The organism is Halocatena pleomorpha (assembly GCF_003862495.1).
Classification (GTDB): domain Archaea; phylum Halobacteriota; class Halobacteria; order Halobacteriales; family Haloarculaceae; genus Halocatena; species Halocatena pleomorpha.
On the sequence record NZ_RRCH01000028.1, the window covers coordinates 165,473 to 180,267 of the forward strand.

Below are 14,795 nucleotides of genomic sequence, written 5' to 3' on the forward strand. Positions count from 1 at the left end.
GCTATCATCAAAATGTTGCAGTGGTATCTATTATATCTTTCCAATAGGAACATTTACACCATTGGATTCAAAAGGTATTTTTCATTTACGGGCTACCGGTCCCCTTGATTCCCGCTGTTCAAGCGACGGTCATTACCCGGACTACGATCCGGCGACGATACTGTCTTGTCAAATAGCCAGAGATCGATAGGAACGATCGGTAGGCCACGTGAGCGATGTTCGGGCCGTCTTAGACCTCTGCGATCGTGCCGGAACGAGTCGTCTTCTCGTTGCACGAGACCACACCCGCTCGCCACGATCAGCCGTTGGCCGATCGGGTGGGTGTGTCACGCAGTGCGAGCACTTGGTTCGTGATAGCACTGGCTCATCTGGGAGACGATCAAGACCGAATCTCTGCGCAAGCTCTTGGTGCTGGATGCCGGGCCGGGTAGCCATCAGTAAGGTGTGTCGAATGGACCATCGAGCGCAGTAGAAGCCTCACAGAGCGACGTCCGATTACAGATATGTTCGCAAAGTTTGATCCCAACAAGATATGCATCAGTCAAGTGTCTAGTGTGAACCGCCATCTGTAATTATGATCATCGACGAGAGCATTCGGCGTTCTTATCTAGCCTTGCTTTGCTAATCGGGCGCATGAAAAAAACATCTTCAGCCCCCCGTAATACAGACAAAGCAGGTGTTTACTCCAATCTGTACGTTATGTCGCTTCACGTTCGTTCCGAATGTGTTGAACGTACTCATTCGTCACTTTCTCGATGATGCGTTCTCCAGCCTCGGCAGTCGCCTTACGGGGATCGCCGAGGACACCATTCTCGGTGATTGATTTGAATCCCTCGCTAAGTAACCGTGCGGGAGAGAGGTCTCCTTCATACCCTTGCTCACAGTGTTCTCCCTGTACGAGTCCGTCGTTTATCGCCAGTACGATTGCTGTTTCGGCTGCACCTGCATGAATCACGTCTTGATCGTACTCAATGCCTGCCTCGATAAGCCCGTCATTCAGTAACTGCATATGCTCCTCCAAGTCGGCAAGCGTAATCACGCTGGCACTGATCTCTCGCCCAATATCAGGGGCCACAGTCTTGACAGGAGCAAAGTTCCCACCATGTGTTGGTATCAGAACGATATACTCGAACCCGTGGTCGTCCAACGATCGACAGTACGAACGGATCATGTTCATCAGCGTCTCAGGTGGTACCGTGATCGTCCCTGAAAATTCCATGTGGTGACCGGAACAGCCGGGACGGATTGTCGGTGCGGCCAGGGCATCGCCGAGTTGCTCTGCGATTCGGCGAGCGAGTTCATCACCGTCAAGCGTGTCCATATTGAGTGGCAGGTGTGGCCCGTGTTGTTCGATCGAACCGACGGAAACGATTACGGTCCGTGTTCCAGACTCAAGTGCCGATTCAATGTCTGGCCATGCCATCTCCGCAAGGAGGATCGATCTACGAGAACCCATCGGTGAGTATTCTGTGGGTAGGAATGAAATGCTTATGGTTATCCCACAACAATATGATTCATTCTGCCACGAGTACATTATTCTACATAATACACTGTTGAATAATGGCGCGAAGCTGCTGTTCCACCGTTGCTGCCGCGAATCTGCCGTTGCAAGTGACGTTTGTCATCTCCGCACCACCCACCAACCTCGCTGAGTTCTCCGAGCAACTCCGTGAGATTCAGGGCGTGATAGACGTTCGTGAGATGTTGGCTAGCCGACGAAATATCCGCGTTGATGTGGTTGGCACCAGTACAGACGACATTATCACAGTCACCGACGCGATCCACGACCTTGGGGTAGAAATCGAGTCCTCAGAGATGATGCGACAGCGCCACGTCCAGCCGTTCAACCACTTCTTCCTGCAAGGTACTGAGAAGACAGATGCACGCACAGCTGATGTAGCAGACGAAGAGCTACCGACCGAGTGAACGGTGGCTGAGTTCGGGATTCCACAGAATCGGGCGCAAATTTTCGTGTTCTCACATCATCCAATATGGGAATCACAATTTCATCACGCGTATTTCGCGAAAATCCGAATCTGAGCATCTACGTTCACGATAGTCTTATCCGTCTGCCGATCCTCTCACTAGTGTGAAGAGATCCTGAAGGACGGTTAGCCTTCAGGGGGGCACTTCTTGAGGCTACAATGAACGACAACATCTTCGACGCACTCAGAGACGAACACCGCCGAGAACTGTTACTCGATCTGCTTGAACACAACCCACAGAGCGTCACGAACCAGAGCACCGCAGACGGGCGGCCAGAGCAAGCGGACGCTGACCGGCAGTTGCAGATAGCGATGTACCATACCCACCTTCCAAAACTCGAAGACTACGGATTTATTCAGTGGGATGAGAATGAGAATGAGAACGAGATCGTCAAGGGACCACAGTTCGGGGAGCTTCGCCCACTACTTAAATGGATGAGCGACTCCGGTGAGTGTTGAGTGCCTTCGATGGAATGTCTAGGCGACCAGTAGTGGTATACAGTTGTCCTTCTAAATCAATACAATGGGTCCATCGCCACCACGCTCCGTTGATGAATCGCTCAGCAGGAACGTTATTGAGGCAGTCGCCACAGAGATGAATATTCACCCGACAGAACTTCCAGAACCGTTGTACGACGCCCTTGATCCCGATGCTCTGGATGTCCTGTTCGTAAACAACGACGGAACAGGCGGGGAGGTAACGTTTAACTACTGCAGCTACTCCATTACCGTGACTGCGGAGGGCAACGTGTCCGTCGAAACATGACGAAACTCCCAGAGACCGGCCAGATCAGTTCTAACTCGTGGGGTAACTGTGAGACACATCGCCAAACGACTCCAATCGGTCACGGCGGCGGTCGACATCCCGAAATCGGTGCTGGTTGGTCAGGAGACCGCCGACCGACCCGCGGATCAGACTCAGCGAGTTCTTTCAGGCGTTCGTCTCCAATAACGCGACAAAGAGGAGCTGACGACTATATCGATTACTTTCGTCGAAGCAGCTTCCGTCCTTTCTTGATGATTCGTTGCTTGACGCTTGATGGCAGCCGGTTCCACAGTCGACGAGCCGTTTTCAATTTGCTCATTGTAGTGGTGTCTGTCCCCCAGACATCTATCCTTTGGGCACGGTGACCGTTAGTGTGGTGGCTGTCCTCTAATCCTTAACTACTCACGCAACCAGACTTCAACCCGAGTCGGGTTCTGTCTATCACCGTTCGACAACGAGCGGTGGCACCCCGAACACGCGAAAGCTAAGGCCGATAAGAAGACGCTGACACCAGTTACTGACTCCGACTAGATACGTGAGTCGATGTACTGTGCTTTCCAGTCAGTCCGAGCGTCGATCTCACGCCGGCCCTGTTGCGTCAGGCTGTAGTAGTTCGTTCGTCGGTCGAGTTGGCCCTTCTCGACCAAATATTTCTCGTCAATCGTGTCGAGGTTTAGATACAGCTGACCAGCGTGGATCTCTGTCTCGTCGTAATTCGCAAGCTCGTTTTTGACCGCTAGTCCGTGCGGTTCGTCGGCCGCGACGCGTCCCGATGGGGAATCGGGCTAACATACCAGCTTCGGATAGTGAGACGTTCCTAGCTCGGCTGCCTCCAGATACTGCACTCGGAGGACCACTCCCCACTCAGCCATTCCTCGGCCCGTGAATGGTCTTCCCACGACTGATATTACCTCCTATTCCGAACACTGTAGACGTAGCGATGTCAGACACTACCACTCACTATGTTGGCAAGCTCACCCAGAAGGCGATCCTGTTCGGCCCAGACGATCAGGTGTTGCTCACGAAATGTGATGATCACTGGGAACCACCCGGTGGGACGTTCGAGTACGGGGAAACACTCGTCGGCGGACTCCGTCGCGAGCTTCAGGAGGAGTTATCCATCGACAGTCGTGTTGGGCCACTTGTTGAAGCGATGTACGGCGGATGGATCGACGACGCGACGGGCGCGCCGATGGTGACGCTCGTCTATCGCTGTGAGACTGACGAGCGGGCGATTTCCCTGAACGACGAACACGACGCGTATGCGTGGCTCCCATCGGAAACAGCAGCAACACGACTGGCCGACGCGTTTGTTCGGCTCGACCGAGCCGTCGAACGAGCGGCCGCCTTCGACGGCTCCCAACCGTTCGCGGCCGTCACGAACCCATACGCAGCCACCGACGTGAACCGGGAGACCGTCCTTGAACAGCTCGCGGCTCTTCGGGAATCCGTATCTTCTGGTTCCAGTTCGGAGTAGATCACTGTGACATCGGTCGAACTCAGTGCATTAGAAAGTAAGCGACAAACTGCGTTCACGCCGTTGAGCGTCCTGCGTGCTCTATTTCGTCAACGGTGATTCGCTCTATGCAGCGGCACACTGGGGAATGAACTCCTGCTGCGGAAGCACAGAATTAGACCAAACTGTCTGCACTCATCTGTCATTATGAAATACTCCCGGAAAGGAACTCCCCCCTGATTTCGATTCTGGCTTCGCACTCATATCGGTAGTGTGATATCCTCCCCGGCGTGAACGGCGGGTTTCTCTCCTTGTAGAAAGATAGGTGTTTCCCAAGCAGCGAGATTGCCGAATCCGTGATGGTGACAGCTCTCCAGATCGTTAGGTGGAAATGAAACGTCCGTTAGGAAAGGGCGGCCTTGAAGACAGTGCGAACCACCTGCCATTCGGTGACGCCGAAACGCGCGATGAGAGCCCCACAAACTAGGACGAGTCCGCCGCCGACCAATATCGCGTCTCCCACATCGAGTTTCGACGGGATCTCCCGATCACGCCGGGTCGCCGCCGCGAATCCACGCATCTGGAGGACAGCCATCATCGTGTTCGCCCGACGAACGATCGTGATGACGACCGGAACGAACAGTCGCCAAATGCCGACCAGAAACGCTATTGGTCTCCTTCTCCGCATCTCAACTCCCTTTAATCGCATCGCATCAGCAATGTCGAATATATCATTCAAACTAGCATAGATGAGTAAGAACGTATATTCGACGGTGAAGCAAATCACTTCGGGAACACCGAGTCCACGTAGGCCGTCCGCGATTTCGTTAGTCCGCATCGTCGAGAAGAGGCTGACGCTGACGAACAGCGCAGCCGCCCACGCGAACACGATGTTGAGAGCGAATCCGAGTTCTGATAGGGAAGGGAGCTGACCGGCTAAGAGTTGGTCGCTCGCCGCGAAAGCGGTGATCGAGAGGATGTTCGGCACCTGAAGCAGCCACAACCCAGCGACCCACTTCCACGAAAGGCGTGCGACGAGAGCCATACACAGACCGATCCCAGTTAGTGCCGCCATCCACTGCCACGTCGGAGCGATATAGAGGAAAGCGACGAGTAGCGCGAACACGAACAGTTTTGCCCGAGGATCACGGCGATGCAAGATCGTATCGTGCTCGTGATAGAGTGTCGGTACTCGTCCCATCTACGACACCTCCGGTATCGATGTGAGTTTCGAGACGAGTTCATCAAGGGTCAGCGCGTCGACACCGATGCGGCTGGCTAGCTGCCCCGCTCGTGGAAGACGAAGCCACCACTCCGAAAGTGTCTCTTGGCTGTGTTTCGTGAACACGTCCCGTGTCGATCCAGCGAGCGCGACCGAACCGTCATCGAGAACCGTCACGGTGTCAGCAACGTCACAGACGAAATCCATGTCGTGCTCGATCAGGATCACGGCCTTTCCCATCTCCTGCAAGCGACTGATAGTACGTCCAACTCGTCTTCTGGCGGCTGAATCGAGACCAACTGTCGGCTCATCGAGAATGAGCACTGAGGGATCGAGGGAGAGAGCTTGTGCGATCGCCACGAGCTGACGCTGCCCTCGGGGGAGCAGCGTCGGATCCCGATCGTGCAGCTCTTGTTCAAGTCCGACAAGTTCACTGACGCACGATACCCTGTGGTCGATGTAGCTGTTGTCGTAGTGTTTCCGTTTCGACAACAGACCTGTCCGTTCATACTGATGACGGTGGAGTGGGAAGGCGATTTCGGATTCAACCGTGCGCTCGCTGAGTCGTTCGTCCGGATTCTGGAGCGCAATACCGATTGTACGTGCGAGTTCGGACGCGGTCTGCTCATAGGTATCGACACCGTCGATCGAGATACGGCCGGACATCGGTTCGAGTAGTCCGACGAGGAGTTTTCCGAGGGTGGTCTTTCCCGCTCCGTTTCCGCCAATGATCGCGTGGACTCCGCCTGCACGAACTTCGAGATCGACATTCGAGAGTGCCGTGGTTCCGTCTGGATACTGGTACGTCACGTCCGAAATTCGGACTAGGGTCTCGCCGGGCCGATCACCGTCTGTCGCCGGCTGTTCGCTGTCCACTTCCGATAGCGTCGATGATTTGACTGCTTCTTCGAACGCTGCCGCCGTGAGCGGTGTCTCAAAGAGATCAAGCGCACGGGCGGCGCGAAGACACACGGGCGGTGTGATAGCGCTCTGATCGAGGAGATCCTCATCTCGAAGAACTTGCTCGGGAGGCCCAAACGCGACGCTTTCACCCGCAGAAAGAACCAACACGTGATCAGTGAGACCGATCAGCATGTCGGGGTCGTTCTGTGCGATAACCAGTGTCGTCTCACCTGCTAGCTCATTGATGAGTGTTCTCACATCTGCCGTCCCCATGGGATCGAGCATTCCGGTTGCGCTGTCGAAGATGATAACGTCCGGATCCATTGCAAGCGTCGTAGCGATAGCGACCTGTTGTTGTTGCCCACCGGACAATTCCCAGGTTCGCTTGTCCACCTGCTCGGTGAGACTTACCGTATCTAACAGTTTACGAGCACGGTCTTCGCTCTCCTCTCTTGAGACGCCACGGTTGAGGAGCGGGGACATCACTTCACTGAGTACCGTTGGCTGAGTGAGTTGTGCCGTGTAGTCTTCGAAGACCATTCCGACACGGTACGCCATCGCTTCGTTGGATACCTCGCGTGGGTCGAGTCCACAAACGGTGAGTTCACCCGTTGAACTGCCCCCCGTAACTTGGGGAATGAAGCCAGCAAGAGCCATACACAACGAGGTTTTACCGGCTCCAACGGGTCCGACGATTCCGAGGACCTCCCCCTGTTCGATGTCGAACGTAATCCCTGACAAAGCAGGGGTCACTGTTCCGGGATATCTAAATGTAAAATCACAAACGTTCAACATCAATGCCCACCCCACCGTGAGAGAATGGTAAGTGAGTGGACAGAGGTTGTCGCCAGTGTGGTTAAGTGGGCTCGTTTACACCACATATTACTCAATCCTCTCGACAATCTGTTCGATATTTGTCCCTTTTGGTGCAAAGCCAAGAAAACGCTCGATTCGCCCGTAGAGTGCTGTAACACAAGGGAATAGTGGAATGATTCCCAGGATGATCCCGTGAGTGATCGTGTTACCGATGAGGCTCACGAATGCGGCCTCCATCGCTTCTCGTTCAATCAGCACGAACGCGCTTGCTTCGAAGCTCGCCTGAACGAATGCACCCACAATCGCACCAGTAGCGAGCTTGAAACGATTTGTTGGATCGTTACGGAAAAACCAGCCAGCAACGGTAAAGCCGACGAGGTAGCCGACGAATCCGAACGGATCGTCGAATTCATACCCCTCGATGAGATCTAGAAACCCCTCACCGAGTGCTGCACCAACGCCAATCGCCACAGTTGGACGGCCCCACGGTACCAGCGCGAGAACAACATATACGATGAAAAATGGTTTAAAATCGACATCAACGAAGTACTCTCCGAATCGTTCGGTGATCAATAATCCCCCAACGAACAGCACCGCGGTGATTCCGGCGATCACGATCAGCTTTGTGGTCGGATACGGTTGGCCTAAGCCGAAACGATTCCCGAGCATGCTGGGGTATCATTCATGCAAAATGTGATAGTTTATATTTCTCCTATACTAGGGATAGTACCCATCAATATACGCACGTTATGATATATACCTAAAATATTTTAACTATCAATTAATATTATCTGAATGTTGGGAGAATTATTTCTATTCTGATAATAAACTGGCTGTGAATCGATGCATCAGGCAGAGTAGTTGGAGAATCCAATATATCACTGCTCCCTACCTTGGAGAATCGCGGAATCAATATAGGAAGAATAATAACGGTTGCGTCACCGACTAATGATTATAGCATGACACGATCATCTGCTATTTCACGACGGACGATGCTTCGGGGTGCCGCGGGAATCACAGCTGTCGGTGCCGGACTGACCACTACTACCGGCTCAGCCCTCGGGCGCGAGGGTCAAGGGGGAAGCGGCGTCGTCGCTCCGCACACGTGGCAGCGACACGATACGAATACCGCGTCCCGGTTTAAGATCATCGATAAGCTCGGCCTGCAAGAGTTCACCTGCAATGGCACCACGCGCACGTGGGCGTGCTACCGAATCGAGTTCGAAAACCAGCCAACGGCCGAGGCACACAATCTCCTCATGAATTCAGATCGACGAGTAGATACAGTTGAGGGAGGTCCCTACCCTAAAGGCCGGGGATATCAGAGCCAGGATGGATACACGGGCTGGCACGAATTCACTGGCAATCCGCGCACATGCACCCATTACGACGGTGGACTGATTGTCGGCGGTCATGAACAAGAGCAAGCATTCCGCGTCTCATTTAAGCCCACCCAGAACGCGAACGGGAAACGGAACAAACACGGAACGCAGCGCTAGATCGTTCCCACTGCAGCTCCCTGCCTCAAACGTAACAGAATGGGTAGCGAGACCTACGACCCATTCTGTACTTATGACATCTACGACGATAGCGAATACGAGAAGGGGAATTCGTGCTGACGTCGCAGAGTCGCTATCATATCTGTAGTCTGTTAACTATCCTCATCGAAGTGTCCCAAAGGACAAAATAGCGCTAACAGCTCCGTCTTATAACTCATCTCTATCATCGCGGCTGTTTACACGACTTGCTGACGAACGTCGTCGCAGTAATCGCGCTGAGTCGTTTTGAAGGACCAATAATACCGATCGCCTCGACGGGTTCATCATGAAAGAGAATAGGGACCGCGATTTCACGATTTTTGATGTCGGCACGGTGTGACTCCGCTCGAGATCTATCGTAGTCAAGCTCAGCGATATACGGAATTCCACCCACATTCTGATTAGTATATATATAGCATCTACCTTTTCAATATATTTGAATTCAGAAATAAGAACATCTCTCGATATCTGTTCTACTGAGCGGGATGTCTGGTTGACGCCGAGCGAAAAACTTTCAGTAGAAGTTGCGCCGCTTGCTCCGTACGCCAAGGGTACTTTCCCCATGGGACTGTCGAGCATTGGGATCTACGTCCCGACGCTCAGCGGCTGGGAGACTTTCTGTCCGTGTGAAGTATGGACGGCGACAGTCGCTTCGCCTTCTGGAACGTTCAAACAGACGAGTTCTCCCGTCACCTTCGCCAAACTGTCAGCTTCTCCTTCTATCGCTGGCGGTCGGCGGATAACGCCGCCGCCAACTCTTTCTCTGCGCGTATCCGTCAGTGATATCGCCGTCATCCACGAGGAATCTCCGAAAAGTAACATAATCTTGTTAGCTAATGAATCAGCGAATCGTGCTACTACTACAGTATTCGGATCTATAAATCGGCAATACAGTGCTTCTAGCGGTGGAATTTTGGATATCATTGATTCGATACTGCCGTCTTCTTGCGTTCAGCAGAGCAAGATGTTCTGAGCGGGGGGTTTCCCACCAAAGGTCTACATGACCCAGATATTTACCCAAAAGGTTAGTTTTAATAATAAATATATAATATGTATATTTGGAATCAGAATAGGCTGGTGATCAAGTGTAGAGGCTTAGGGTTCGGGACAGATACCGCGGAGCTGTTCAGGAACCGTGTGCTTCGACCATCAGAAAATAATATATGACACAAGAAAGTCCTAATACGGAGACAGAGGAACCGAAGAGGAACGATGAGGCAGATCAGAATGTGGACCATCCGGTGGCCTGCGGACGCGATTCGGAGTCGTCTGTGGGCGAGAACGGCCGGGGGGCGTCGAGTGAGTCGTTCGTCAAGGGCTGTGTGAGCGAGTCCGGAATCATCGGCCGGCGCGACTATCTGCGAGTACTTGGGAGCGCCAGCGTAGCTGGACTCATCGGTTCACCAACCGGGACAGCGACGGCACAGAGCACTTTCGACGAGGCGGCAGCCGACCAGCGGATCCGCGAAACTCAGATGGGATCGCTGATGATCGAGGTAGTTGACACAAACGGCGCTCCCATCAATGGCGCATCGGTTAACGTAGAGATGCAGGAACACGACTTCGGTTTCGGGACGGCGCTCGGAGCCGACCAACTGATCAACCAGACGAGCGACGGCGATCCCTACCGGGAGCACCTGCTAGACCTGTTCAACACTGCGGTTTTGGGCAATCAGATGAAGTGGCGCTTCTGGGAGGAGAATCAGTCGCTGGCCGATGCCGCTGTTGACTGGCTCGACCAGCACGGCTTTAGAATTCGTGGCCATACCTGCATCTGGGGGGCACCTGATGCCTACGCGATTCCAGCGGACATCCTGACGGCCATCGAGAACGATGACGGCCAAACCGTCCGGAATCGGTCGCTGCAGCACATCCGAGATATCATCACCCACTACGGCGAGCAGATTGAGGAGTGGGACGTCGTTAACGAGGCGCTGCACCGGGGCCAACTGCACAGTGCAGTGTATCCGGGCCAGATCAACCTTGACGACCTCCCTGCGGGTGAGATCCAGCCATGGCGCTCACCACTGCTGGCTGATTGGTACGCTGAGGCGCAGTCGGTGATCGACGAAAACGGTCTCGACGTCGGTATTTGTACGAATGACTATAACACGCTGACATGGGCCTATGCACGGGAGAGGTACGCCTCTCAGCTTGAGTTCCTCGGAAATCAGGGGATCGATCTAGACGGTATCGGACTCCAGGGGCACATCGGGCCGACCCTCGGCTCGGGCGATCCGTGGAGCTACGCCCGGATCAATCAGATGTTCGACCACTACGCCGGTTTCGGTGCCACACAGCGAGTCACCGAGTTCGACATGGCTGGCAGCGACTGGAGCGGTCACCAGCAACGGGCTGACGTGATGGAGCGGTACCTCAAGACAGCCTTCGGTCACCCAGACGTCACCGACTTTCTCATCTGGGGCATGTGGGACACGACCCACTGGCGGAGTGAGGCTCCGTTCTTTGAGGAGGACTGGTCGACGAAACCTGCTTACGACGTATACACGGGGCTGGTGTTCGACGAGTGGTGGACGAGCGAGTCCGGGACGACCGACGGCAGTGGCTCTTACGTCGTCGACGCGTTCCTCGGCCAGCACAAAATCACTGCGGAAACGGACAGTGACTCCGCGACGACATCCGTCGCCGTGACAGATTCGTCTGGAACGACCACAGTGACGATCACTATCGACGCGAGTGGTACTGGCGACGAACTCGTAGTCAACGATTACGATGGCTCGCCCGCATGGCCGGGAACGAACGATCTCGGGCAGTGGTGCGGTGGCGGATCGTTCCAGAACGGCAGCGGCAGTGTCAGTAATGGCGCTCTCGTCGTCGAGTACGACGACGGTGGCTGGCTTCAAGAACAGATCAACCAGGATGTCAGTGACTACAGCACGCTCGTCCTTGACGTGAGTGGGGCCACTGGCGGCGAAGAGAGTGAGATCAGCCTCAGCATGGGCGGCGCAAGTGGTCTCCTCAGCGATCTCACCAGCGATTCCATTGGCACGAGCACCTCCAGCGTCGCGGTCGATCTCGAAGCTGCCGGCGTCGATCGCACCGCCTCCTCACTCTCTATTCGCTTGAACTTCTGGCAGGGCGGCACCAGTACGCTCACTATCGAAGAAATCAGACTCGAATAACTGAGATGTCGTGCGCGCGTTTCTTCTGCTCTCGATAGCTACCGTGACGCTGAGGATCACGTTGCCACCGAAACAATCAAACGGGAAGGGTTGGTCGATGGCGACTGGAACCTGTGGTAGCGTGAAGTCACAGACTGAATCGGTCAGCAGGTCACGGTGACCATCGAAGGCGGGGCATTGCCGGCAGAGTCGGCGTTGGTGACGCCGGCGGAGCTGAACCGGCACATATCGGCTCGAGAACGTCAACAGCGGCCTCTTGATGGAAGTCGCCTCCGACAGGACGATGGCGCGAACGTCCAGCAGTGGAACTACTTTCCTTCCGAAATAAAAAATCAATACCTCTCGAGGGCGGTGTGATCGTCTCCCTATAGAACTTATCAGCAACATCTGGGCGAGGGAACCTTCGCCGCGCAAATCAGACGCTTCTTCACCGGCGACGGAACCGACAGACAAAAGGATGAGTTGTGTTCCGCCCGTGAGCGGCACCTCGATGCCGGGGTGGAGTTTGCACAAGCTGACGACAACGCCCATGATGGCGATGCTGACGCCGGTCCACGTGACAACGTTTTCGAGTGCAGTGCGTGGGGAATTCTATCTGTGAGAGTGGTCTGTGCGGGTCATGCGTCAACGGCTCAATGCTTGCTTACACCGAATTGAATCTCCACTTCTGGTTGTCGCCGCTGTTCCACCCCCACTGAATAACATCGGCACCATCTGACGTACCTCCACCCGAGACATCCATCACGTAGCCGCTGTTGGCGTTTTCGAGGCGATTGGTCCCGTCGCTTTGTTCCACGACATTCCACTTCTGGTCGTCAGCCCCAGTCCAGGACCACTGAATGAGTGTCGCTCCTTCGGTCGTCGACCCACTGTTGACGGCAAGAACTTTTCTACTGTTGATATTCTCGAAGCGGTAGGTGCCGTCAGCGTTAACGATAGCTTGCCAGTGTTGGTTGTCGCCACCGCTATAGCTCCACTGGATGACATTGTCGCCATTTGCGGTGCCGTCATCTTCAACGTCAGCGACCTTTCCCGAGTTGATATTCTCGATGGCGTAGGTCCCCTCCGTGATTGCGCCGTCACCGCCACCGGTTGAGTCGCTCGTGACCCGAACTCCCGCCCAGTCGGTGTGATTATAATCGATGTTGTCGGTGTGGCTTACGGGTGTAGTAATGAGTTTGAGCGTGTTCACGCCGGAGATATCCACGGCGATCGACTCCGTCGCGGCAGAAGCAGTCATGGTGGGACTCTCGTAGAGCTTGTCCGCGTCGCCCCAGACTTCAAAGCGCGCGCTCGCGTTGCTACTCGTCACCTCGTCGTCGATACCGATATCGGCTTCGAAGGTATCGTAGTTCCCCCCAAGGTGGACGACGATCTGAGAGTGAGCGTGTGTACCGATCCCCTTGTCGTAGGTGGTACCGTTCAAGACGATCGTGTTGCCTTCGATAGAGGCGTCCCGTTGGGTAGTGCCCCAGTTCTCAAAGGCTGCCATCCAGTGCCAGTCGCTGAGGTACTGGGTTGGTTGCGTGTCTTCACCGCCTGCGTTCATCTCTACGCGGAACATCTCGATGCCGTGGCCCTGAACTGTCGCGCTGATCGATCCCGACGTGTAACTGTCGTTGTGGTTCCACAGATCCCGGAGGTAGTACTCGTCGGCCGAGGGCATCCCGATCTCCGACGCCGTCGTCAGGATGGTCGTTGGCGAGGTGCTCCGGTTGAGCAACGCGACTACTCGGTTGTTGTTGGTGACGGGCTTGACCCACACCTCTTGGTCGCCGTCGTCGCGGACTTTATAGCCCTGAACGCCCGCAGGGTCTTGATTGACGTCGATGACTTCCTGATTCGTTAGGATATCTACTTCTGTCTGGGTCATATCTCGAGGGTCATTCCCGGCGAACAGCGGTGCGGCCATCAGACACCACATGCCGAAGTGAACCCGCTCTTCCGACGTACTCAGCCCACCGTTACCGACTGCCAGCATGTCGGGATCGTTCCAGTGTCCCCAGTTGGCGTGGATATGGGTGTTATTCTGATCCGCGTGGTCGATGATATCCATGATCCCCCACGTCCAGTCATCGGAGGTCCACGATCCCTCGTGTGTGATGTCGCCAGTCGTCCGCCAGAGGTTACCGCCGTGGCGCCAGGACCACTGCCATTCGTCGTAACTACCCCAGGAACACTGGCTAAACACGATGTCCCGGCCGGACTGGTCAAGCGCGTCTGACATGGTCGAGAACCGCTCCCAGGCGCTCCGCCCAAGATGATCTCCACAGTTATCGTACTTGAGATAGTTGACGCCCCACGACGCGAACGTGTCCGCGTCGTTGAACTCATTATCGATACTGGCAGGCAGTCCCTGACACGTTTCCGTGCCAGCCGACGAATAGACGCCGAGTTTTTGACCTTGATCATGGATGTGGTCCGCCAGGCTGTCGATCCCATCCGGGAAGGTATTCGGGTTAGGGGCGAGATTGCCGTTGGTATCGCGCGAATCAGCCATCCAGCAGTCGTCGATGTTAACGAACTCGTACCCCACATCCGTCATCCCGCTCGATACCATCGCATCGGCCGTCTCTTTGACGACTGTCTGGTCAATGTCACAGCGGAACGTGTTCCAACTGTTCCATCCCATTGGGGGTGACTTCGAAAGCCCTCCCTGATGTGACGCGGTCGCTGATCCGACGGCGCCGAGTCCCAGCATCGATATCGCACCGACTGCCGTGATCGAGCCAAGGACATCTCGTCGGCTGAATTGTGGGCTGTCTGTGGTTGTTTCGCGGATTGTACGGTCATTCGACTGTCGTGCGTGTTTCGTCATGGAGTCCTCTCGTGACTGGTCTCGACGAGTGTATAGTTTGTCTCACAGCCACATATCTACATGTATTAAACTTTTACTTTAATATTATTATAAATATATTTTAATAATTTCTAAATTATTACTATCTATATTATATATTCCATTGAGA

The 14,795-nt window shown here is 54.6% G+C and carries 14 protein-coding genes and 1 pseudogene; 7 read left to right on the plus strand and 8 right to left on the minus strand.

Annotated elements, in window-relative coordinates:
• Positions 1-697: 697 nt before the first annotated feature.
• Entirely contained in the window at positions 698-1,456 is a 759-nt protein-coding gene (locus EIK79_RS12700; protein ID WP_124955482.1) for a creatininase family protein, read from the minus strand.
• Between the two features lie 104 nt (positions 1,457-1,560).
• Here EIK79_RS12700 and EIK79_RS12705 point away from each other — a divergent pair, with 104 nt between their 5' ends.
• The 4 genes from EIK79_RS12705 (at position 1,561) to EIK79_RS18145 (ending at position 2,937) form a co-directional block, all read left to right on the plus strand.
• Positions 1,561-1,926 (plus strand): hypothetical protein, encoded by a 366-nt coding sequence (locus EIK79_RS12705; RefSeq protein WP_185715624.1) that lies wholly within the window; start codon positions 1,561-1,563, stop codon positions 1,924-1,926.
• A 218-nt stretch (positions 1,927-2,144) separates the two neighbouring features.
• Positions 2,145-2,444, plus strand: coding sequence for a DUF7344 domain-containing protein (locus tag EIK79_RS12710; RefSeq protein WP_124955483.1), 300 nt, complete (start codon positions 2,145-2,147; stop codon positions 2,442-2,444).
• A 64-nt stretch (positions 2,445-2,508) separates the two neighbouring features.
• Positions 2,509-2,751, plus strand: coding sequence for a HalOD1 output domain-containing protein (locus tag EIK79_RS12715; RefSeq protein WP_124955484.1), 243 nt, complete (start codon positions 2,509-2,511; stop codon positions 2,749-2,751).
• 48 nt (positions 2,752-2,799) lie between these two features.
• A complete protein-coding gene (locus tag EIK79_RS18145) occupies positions 2,800-2,937 on the plus strand; it encodes a hypothetical protein (protein ID WP_185715625.1) in 138 nt (45 codons plus the stop codon).
• 341 nt (positions 2,938-3,278) lie between these two features.
• On the opposite strand, the pseudogene EIK79_RS12720 reads toward EIK79_RS18145, so the two are convergent.
• Positions 3,279-3,506: pseudogene (locus EIK79_RS12720) on the minus strand (helix-turn-helix transcriptional regulator); the annotation flags it as partial.
• 185 nt (positions 3,507-3,691) lie between these two features.
• Here EIK79_RS12720 and EIK79_RS12725 point away from each other — a divergent pair.
• Positions 3,692-4,228 carry an NUDIX domain-containing protein gene (locus EIK79_RS12725; protein ID WP_124955485.1) on the plus strand — a complete coding sequence of 179 codons (537 nt, stop codon included), beginning with the start codon at positions 3,692-3,694 and terminating at the stop codon, positions 4,226-4,228.
• Positions 4,229-4,610: 382 nt separating this feature from the next.
• On the opposite strand, the gene EIK79_RS12730 is transcribed toward EIK79_RS12725, so the two are convergent.
• The 3 genes from EIK79_RS12730 to EIK79_RS12740 all read right to left on the minus strand — a co-directional run bounded on the left by EIK79_RS12730 (position 4,611) and on the right by EIK79_RS12740 (position 7,817).
• Positions 4,611-5,408 carry an energy-coupling factor transporter transmembrane component T family protein gene (locus EIK79_RS12730; RefSeq protein ID WP_124955486.1) on the minus strand — a complete coding sequence of 266 codons (798 nt, stop codon included), beginning with the start codon at positions 5,406-5,408 and terminating at the stop codon, positions 4,611-4,613.
• A complete protein-coding gene (locus EIK79_RS12735; protein ID WP_185715626.1) occupies positions 5,409-7,073 on the minus strand; it encodes an ABC transporter ATP-binding protein in 1,665 nt (554 codons plus the stop codon).
• Positions 7,074-7,214: 141 nt separating this feature from the next.
• Positions 7,215-7,817, minus strand: coding sequence for a hypothetical protein (locus EIK79_RS12740; protein WP_124955488.1), 603 nt, complete (start codon positions 7,815-7,817; stop codon positions 7,215-7,217).
• A gap of 323 nt (positions 7,818-8,140) precedes the next feature.
• Here EIK79_RS12740 and EIK79_RS12745 point away from each other — a divergent pair, with 323 nt between their 5' ends.
• Positions 8,141-8,647 (plus strand): hypothetical protein, encoded by a 507-nt coding sequence (locus EIK79_RS12745; protein WP_148094150.1) that lies wholly within the window; start codon positions 8,141-8,143, stop codon positions 8,645-8,647.
• 624 nt (positions 8,648-9,271) lie between these two features.
• On the opposite strand, the gene EIK79_RS12750 is transcribed toward EIK79_RS12745, so the two are convergent.
• Complete coding sequence (locus tag EIK79_RS12750) at positions 9,272-9,481, minus strand: hypothetical protein (RefSeq protein ID WP_124955490.1); 210 nt, start codon at positions 9,479-9,481, stop codon at positions 9,272-9,274.
• Between the two features lie 368 nt (positions 9,482-9,849).
• On the opposite strand from EIK79_RS12750, the gene EIK79_RS12755 reads away from it, so the two are divergent.
• Positions 9,850-11,829, plus strand: a complete 1,980-nt coding sequence (locus EIK79_RS12755) for an endo-1,4-beta-xylanase (protein ID WP_124955491.1) — start codon at positions 9,850-9,852, stop codon at positions 11,827-11,829.
• On the opposite strand, the gene EIK79_RS12760 is transcribed toward EIK79_RS12755, so the two are convergent.
• Positions 11,755-12,360 (minus strand): hypothetical protein, encoded by a 606-nt coding sequence (locus EIK79_RS12760; protein ID WP_124955492.1) that lies wholly within the window; start codon positions 12,358-12,360, stop codon positions 11,755-11,757. The two genes, EIK79_RS12755 and EIK79_RS12760, sit on opposite strands and share 75 nt — an antisense overlap.
• 112 nt (positions 12,361-12,472) lie before the next feature.
• Positions 12,473-14,647 (minus strand): NPCBM/NEW2 domain-containing protein, encoded by a 2,175-nt coding sequence (locus EIK79_RS12765; RefSeq protein WP_124955493.1) that lies wholly within the window; start codon positions 14,645-14,647, stop codon positions 12,473-12,475.
• Between the last annotated feature and the right edge of the window lie 148 nt (positions 14,648-14,795).

Excerpts from the sequence above, each read along its gene's own strand:
- EIK79_RS12700 (WP_124955482.1), bottom strand. The coding sequence starts at position 1,456 with ATGGGTTCTCGTAGATCGATCCTCCTTGCGGAGATGGCATGGCCAGAC.
- EIK79_RS12705 (WP_185715624.1), top strand. The coding sequence starts at position 1,561 with ATGGCGCGAAGCTGCTGTTCCACCGTTGCTGCCGCGAATCTGCCGTTG.
- EIK79_RS12710 (WP_124955483.1), top strand. The coding sequence starts at position 2,145 with ATGAACGACAACATCTTCGACGCACTCAGAGACGAACACCGCCGAGAA.
- EIK79_RS12715 (WP_124955484.1), top strand. The coding sequence starts at position 2,509 with ATGGGTCCATCGCCACCACGCTCCGTTGATGAATCGCTCAGCAGGAAC.
- EIK79_RS12725 (WP_124955485.1), top strand. The coding sequence starts at position 3,692 with ATGTCAGACACTACCACTCACTATGTTGGCAAGCTCACCCAGAAGGCG.
- EIK79_RS12730 (WP_124955486.1), bottom strand. The coding sequence starts at position 5,408 with ATGGGACGAGTACCGACACTCTATCACGAGCACGATACGATCTTGCAT.
- EIK79_RS12740 (WP_124955488.1), bottom strand. The coding sequence starts at position 7,817 with ATGCTCGGGAATCGTTTCGGCTTAGGCCAACCGTATCCGACCACAAAG.
- EIK79_RS12745 (WP_148094150.1), top strand. The coding sequence starts at position 8,141 with ATGCTTCGGGGTGCCGCGGGAATCACAGCTGTCGGTGCCGGACTGACC.
- EIK79_RS12750 (WP_124955490.1), bottom strand. The coding sequence starts at position 9,481 with ATGACGGCGATATCACTGACGGATACGCGCAGAGAAAGAGTTGGCGGC.
- EIK79_RS12755 (WP_124955491.1), top strand. The coding sequence starts at position 9,850 with ATGACACAAGAAAGTCCTAATACGGAGACAGAGGAACCGAAGAGGAAC.
- EIK79_RS12760 (WP_124955492.1), bottom strand. The coding sequence starts at position 12,360 with ATGGGCGTTGTCGTCAGCTTGTGCAAACTCCACCCCGGCATCGAGGTG.
- EIK79_RS12765 (WP_124955493.1), bottom strand. The coding sequence starts at position 14,647 with ATGACGAAACACGCACGACAGTCGAATGACCGTACAATCCGCGAAACA.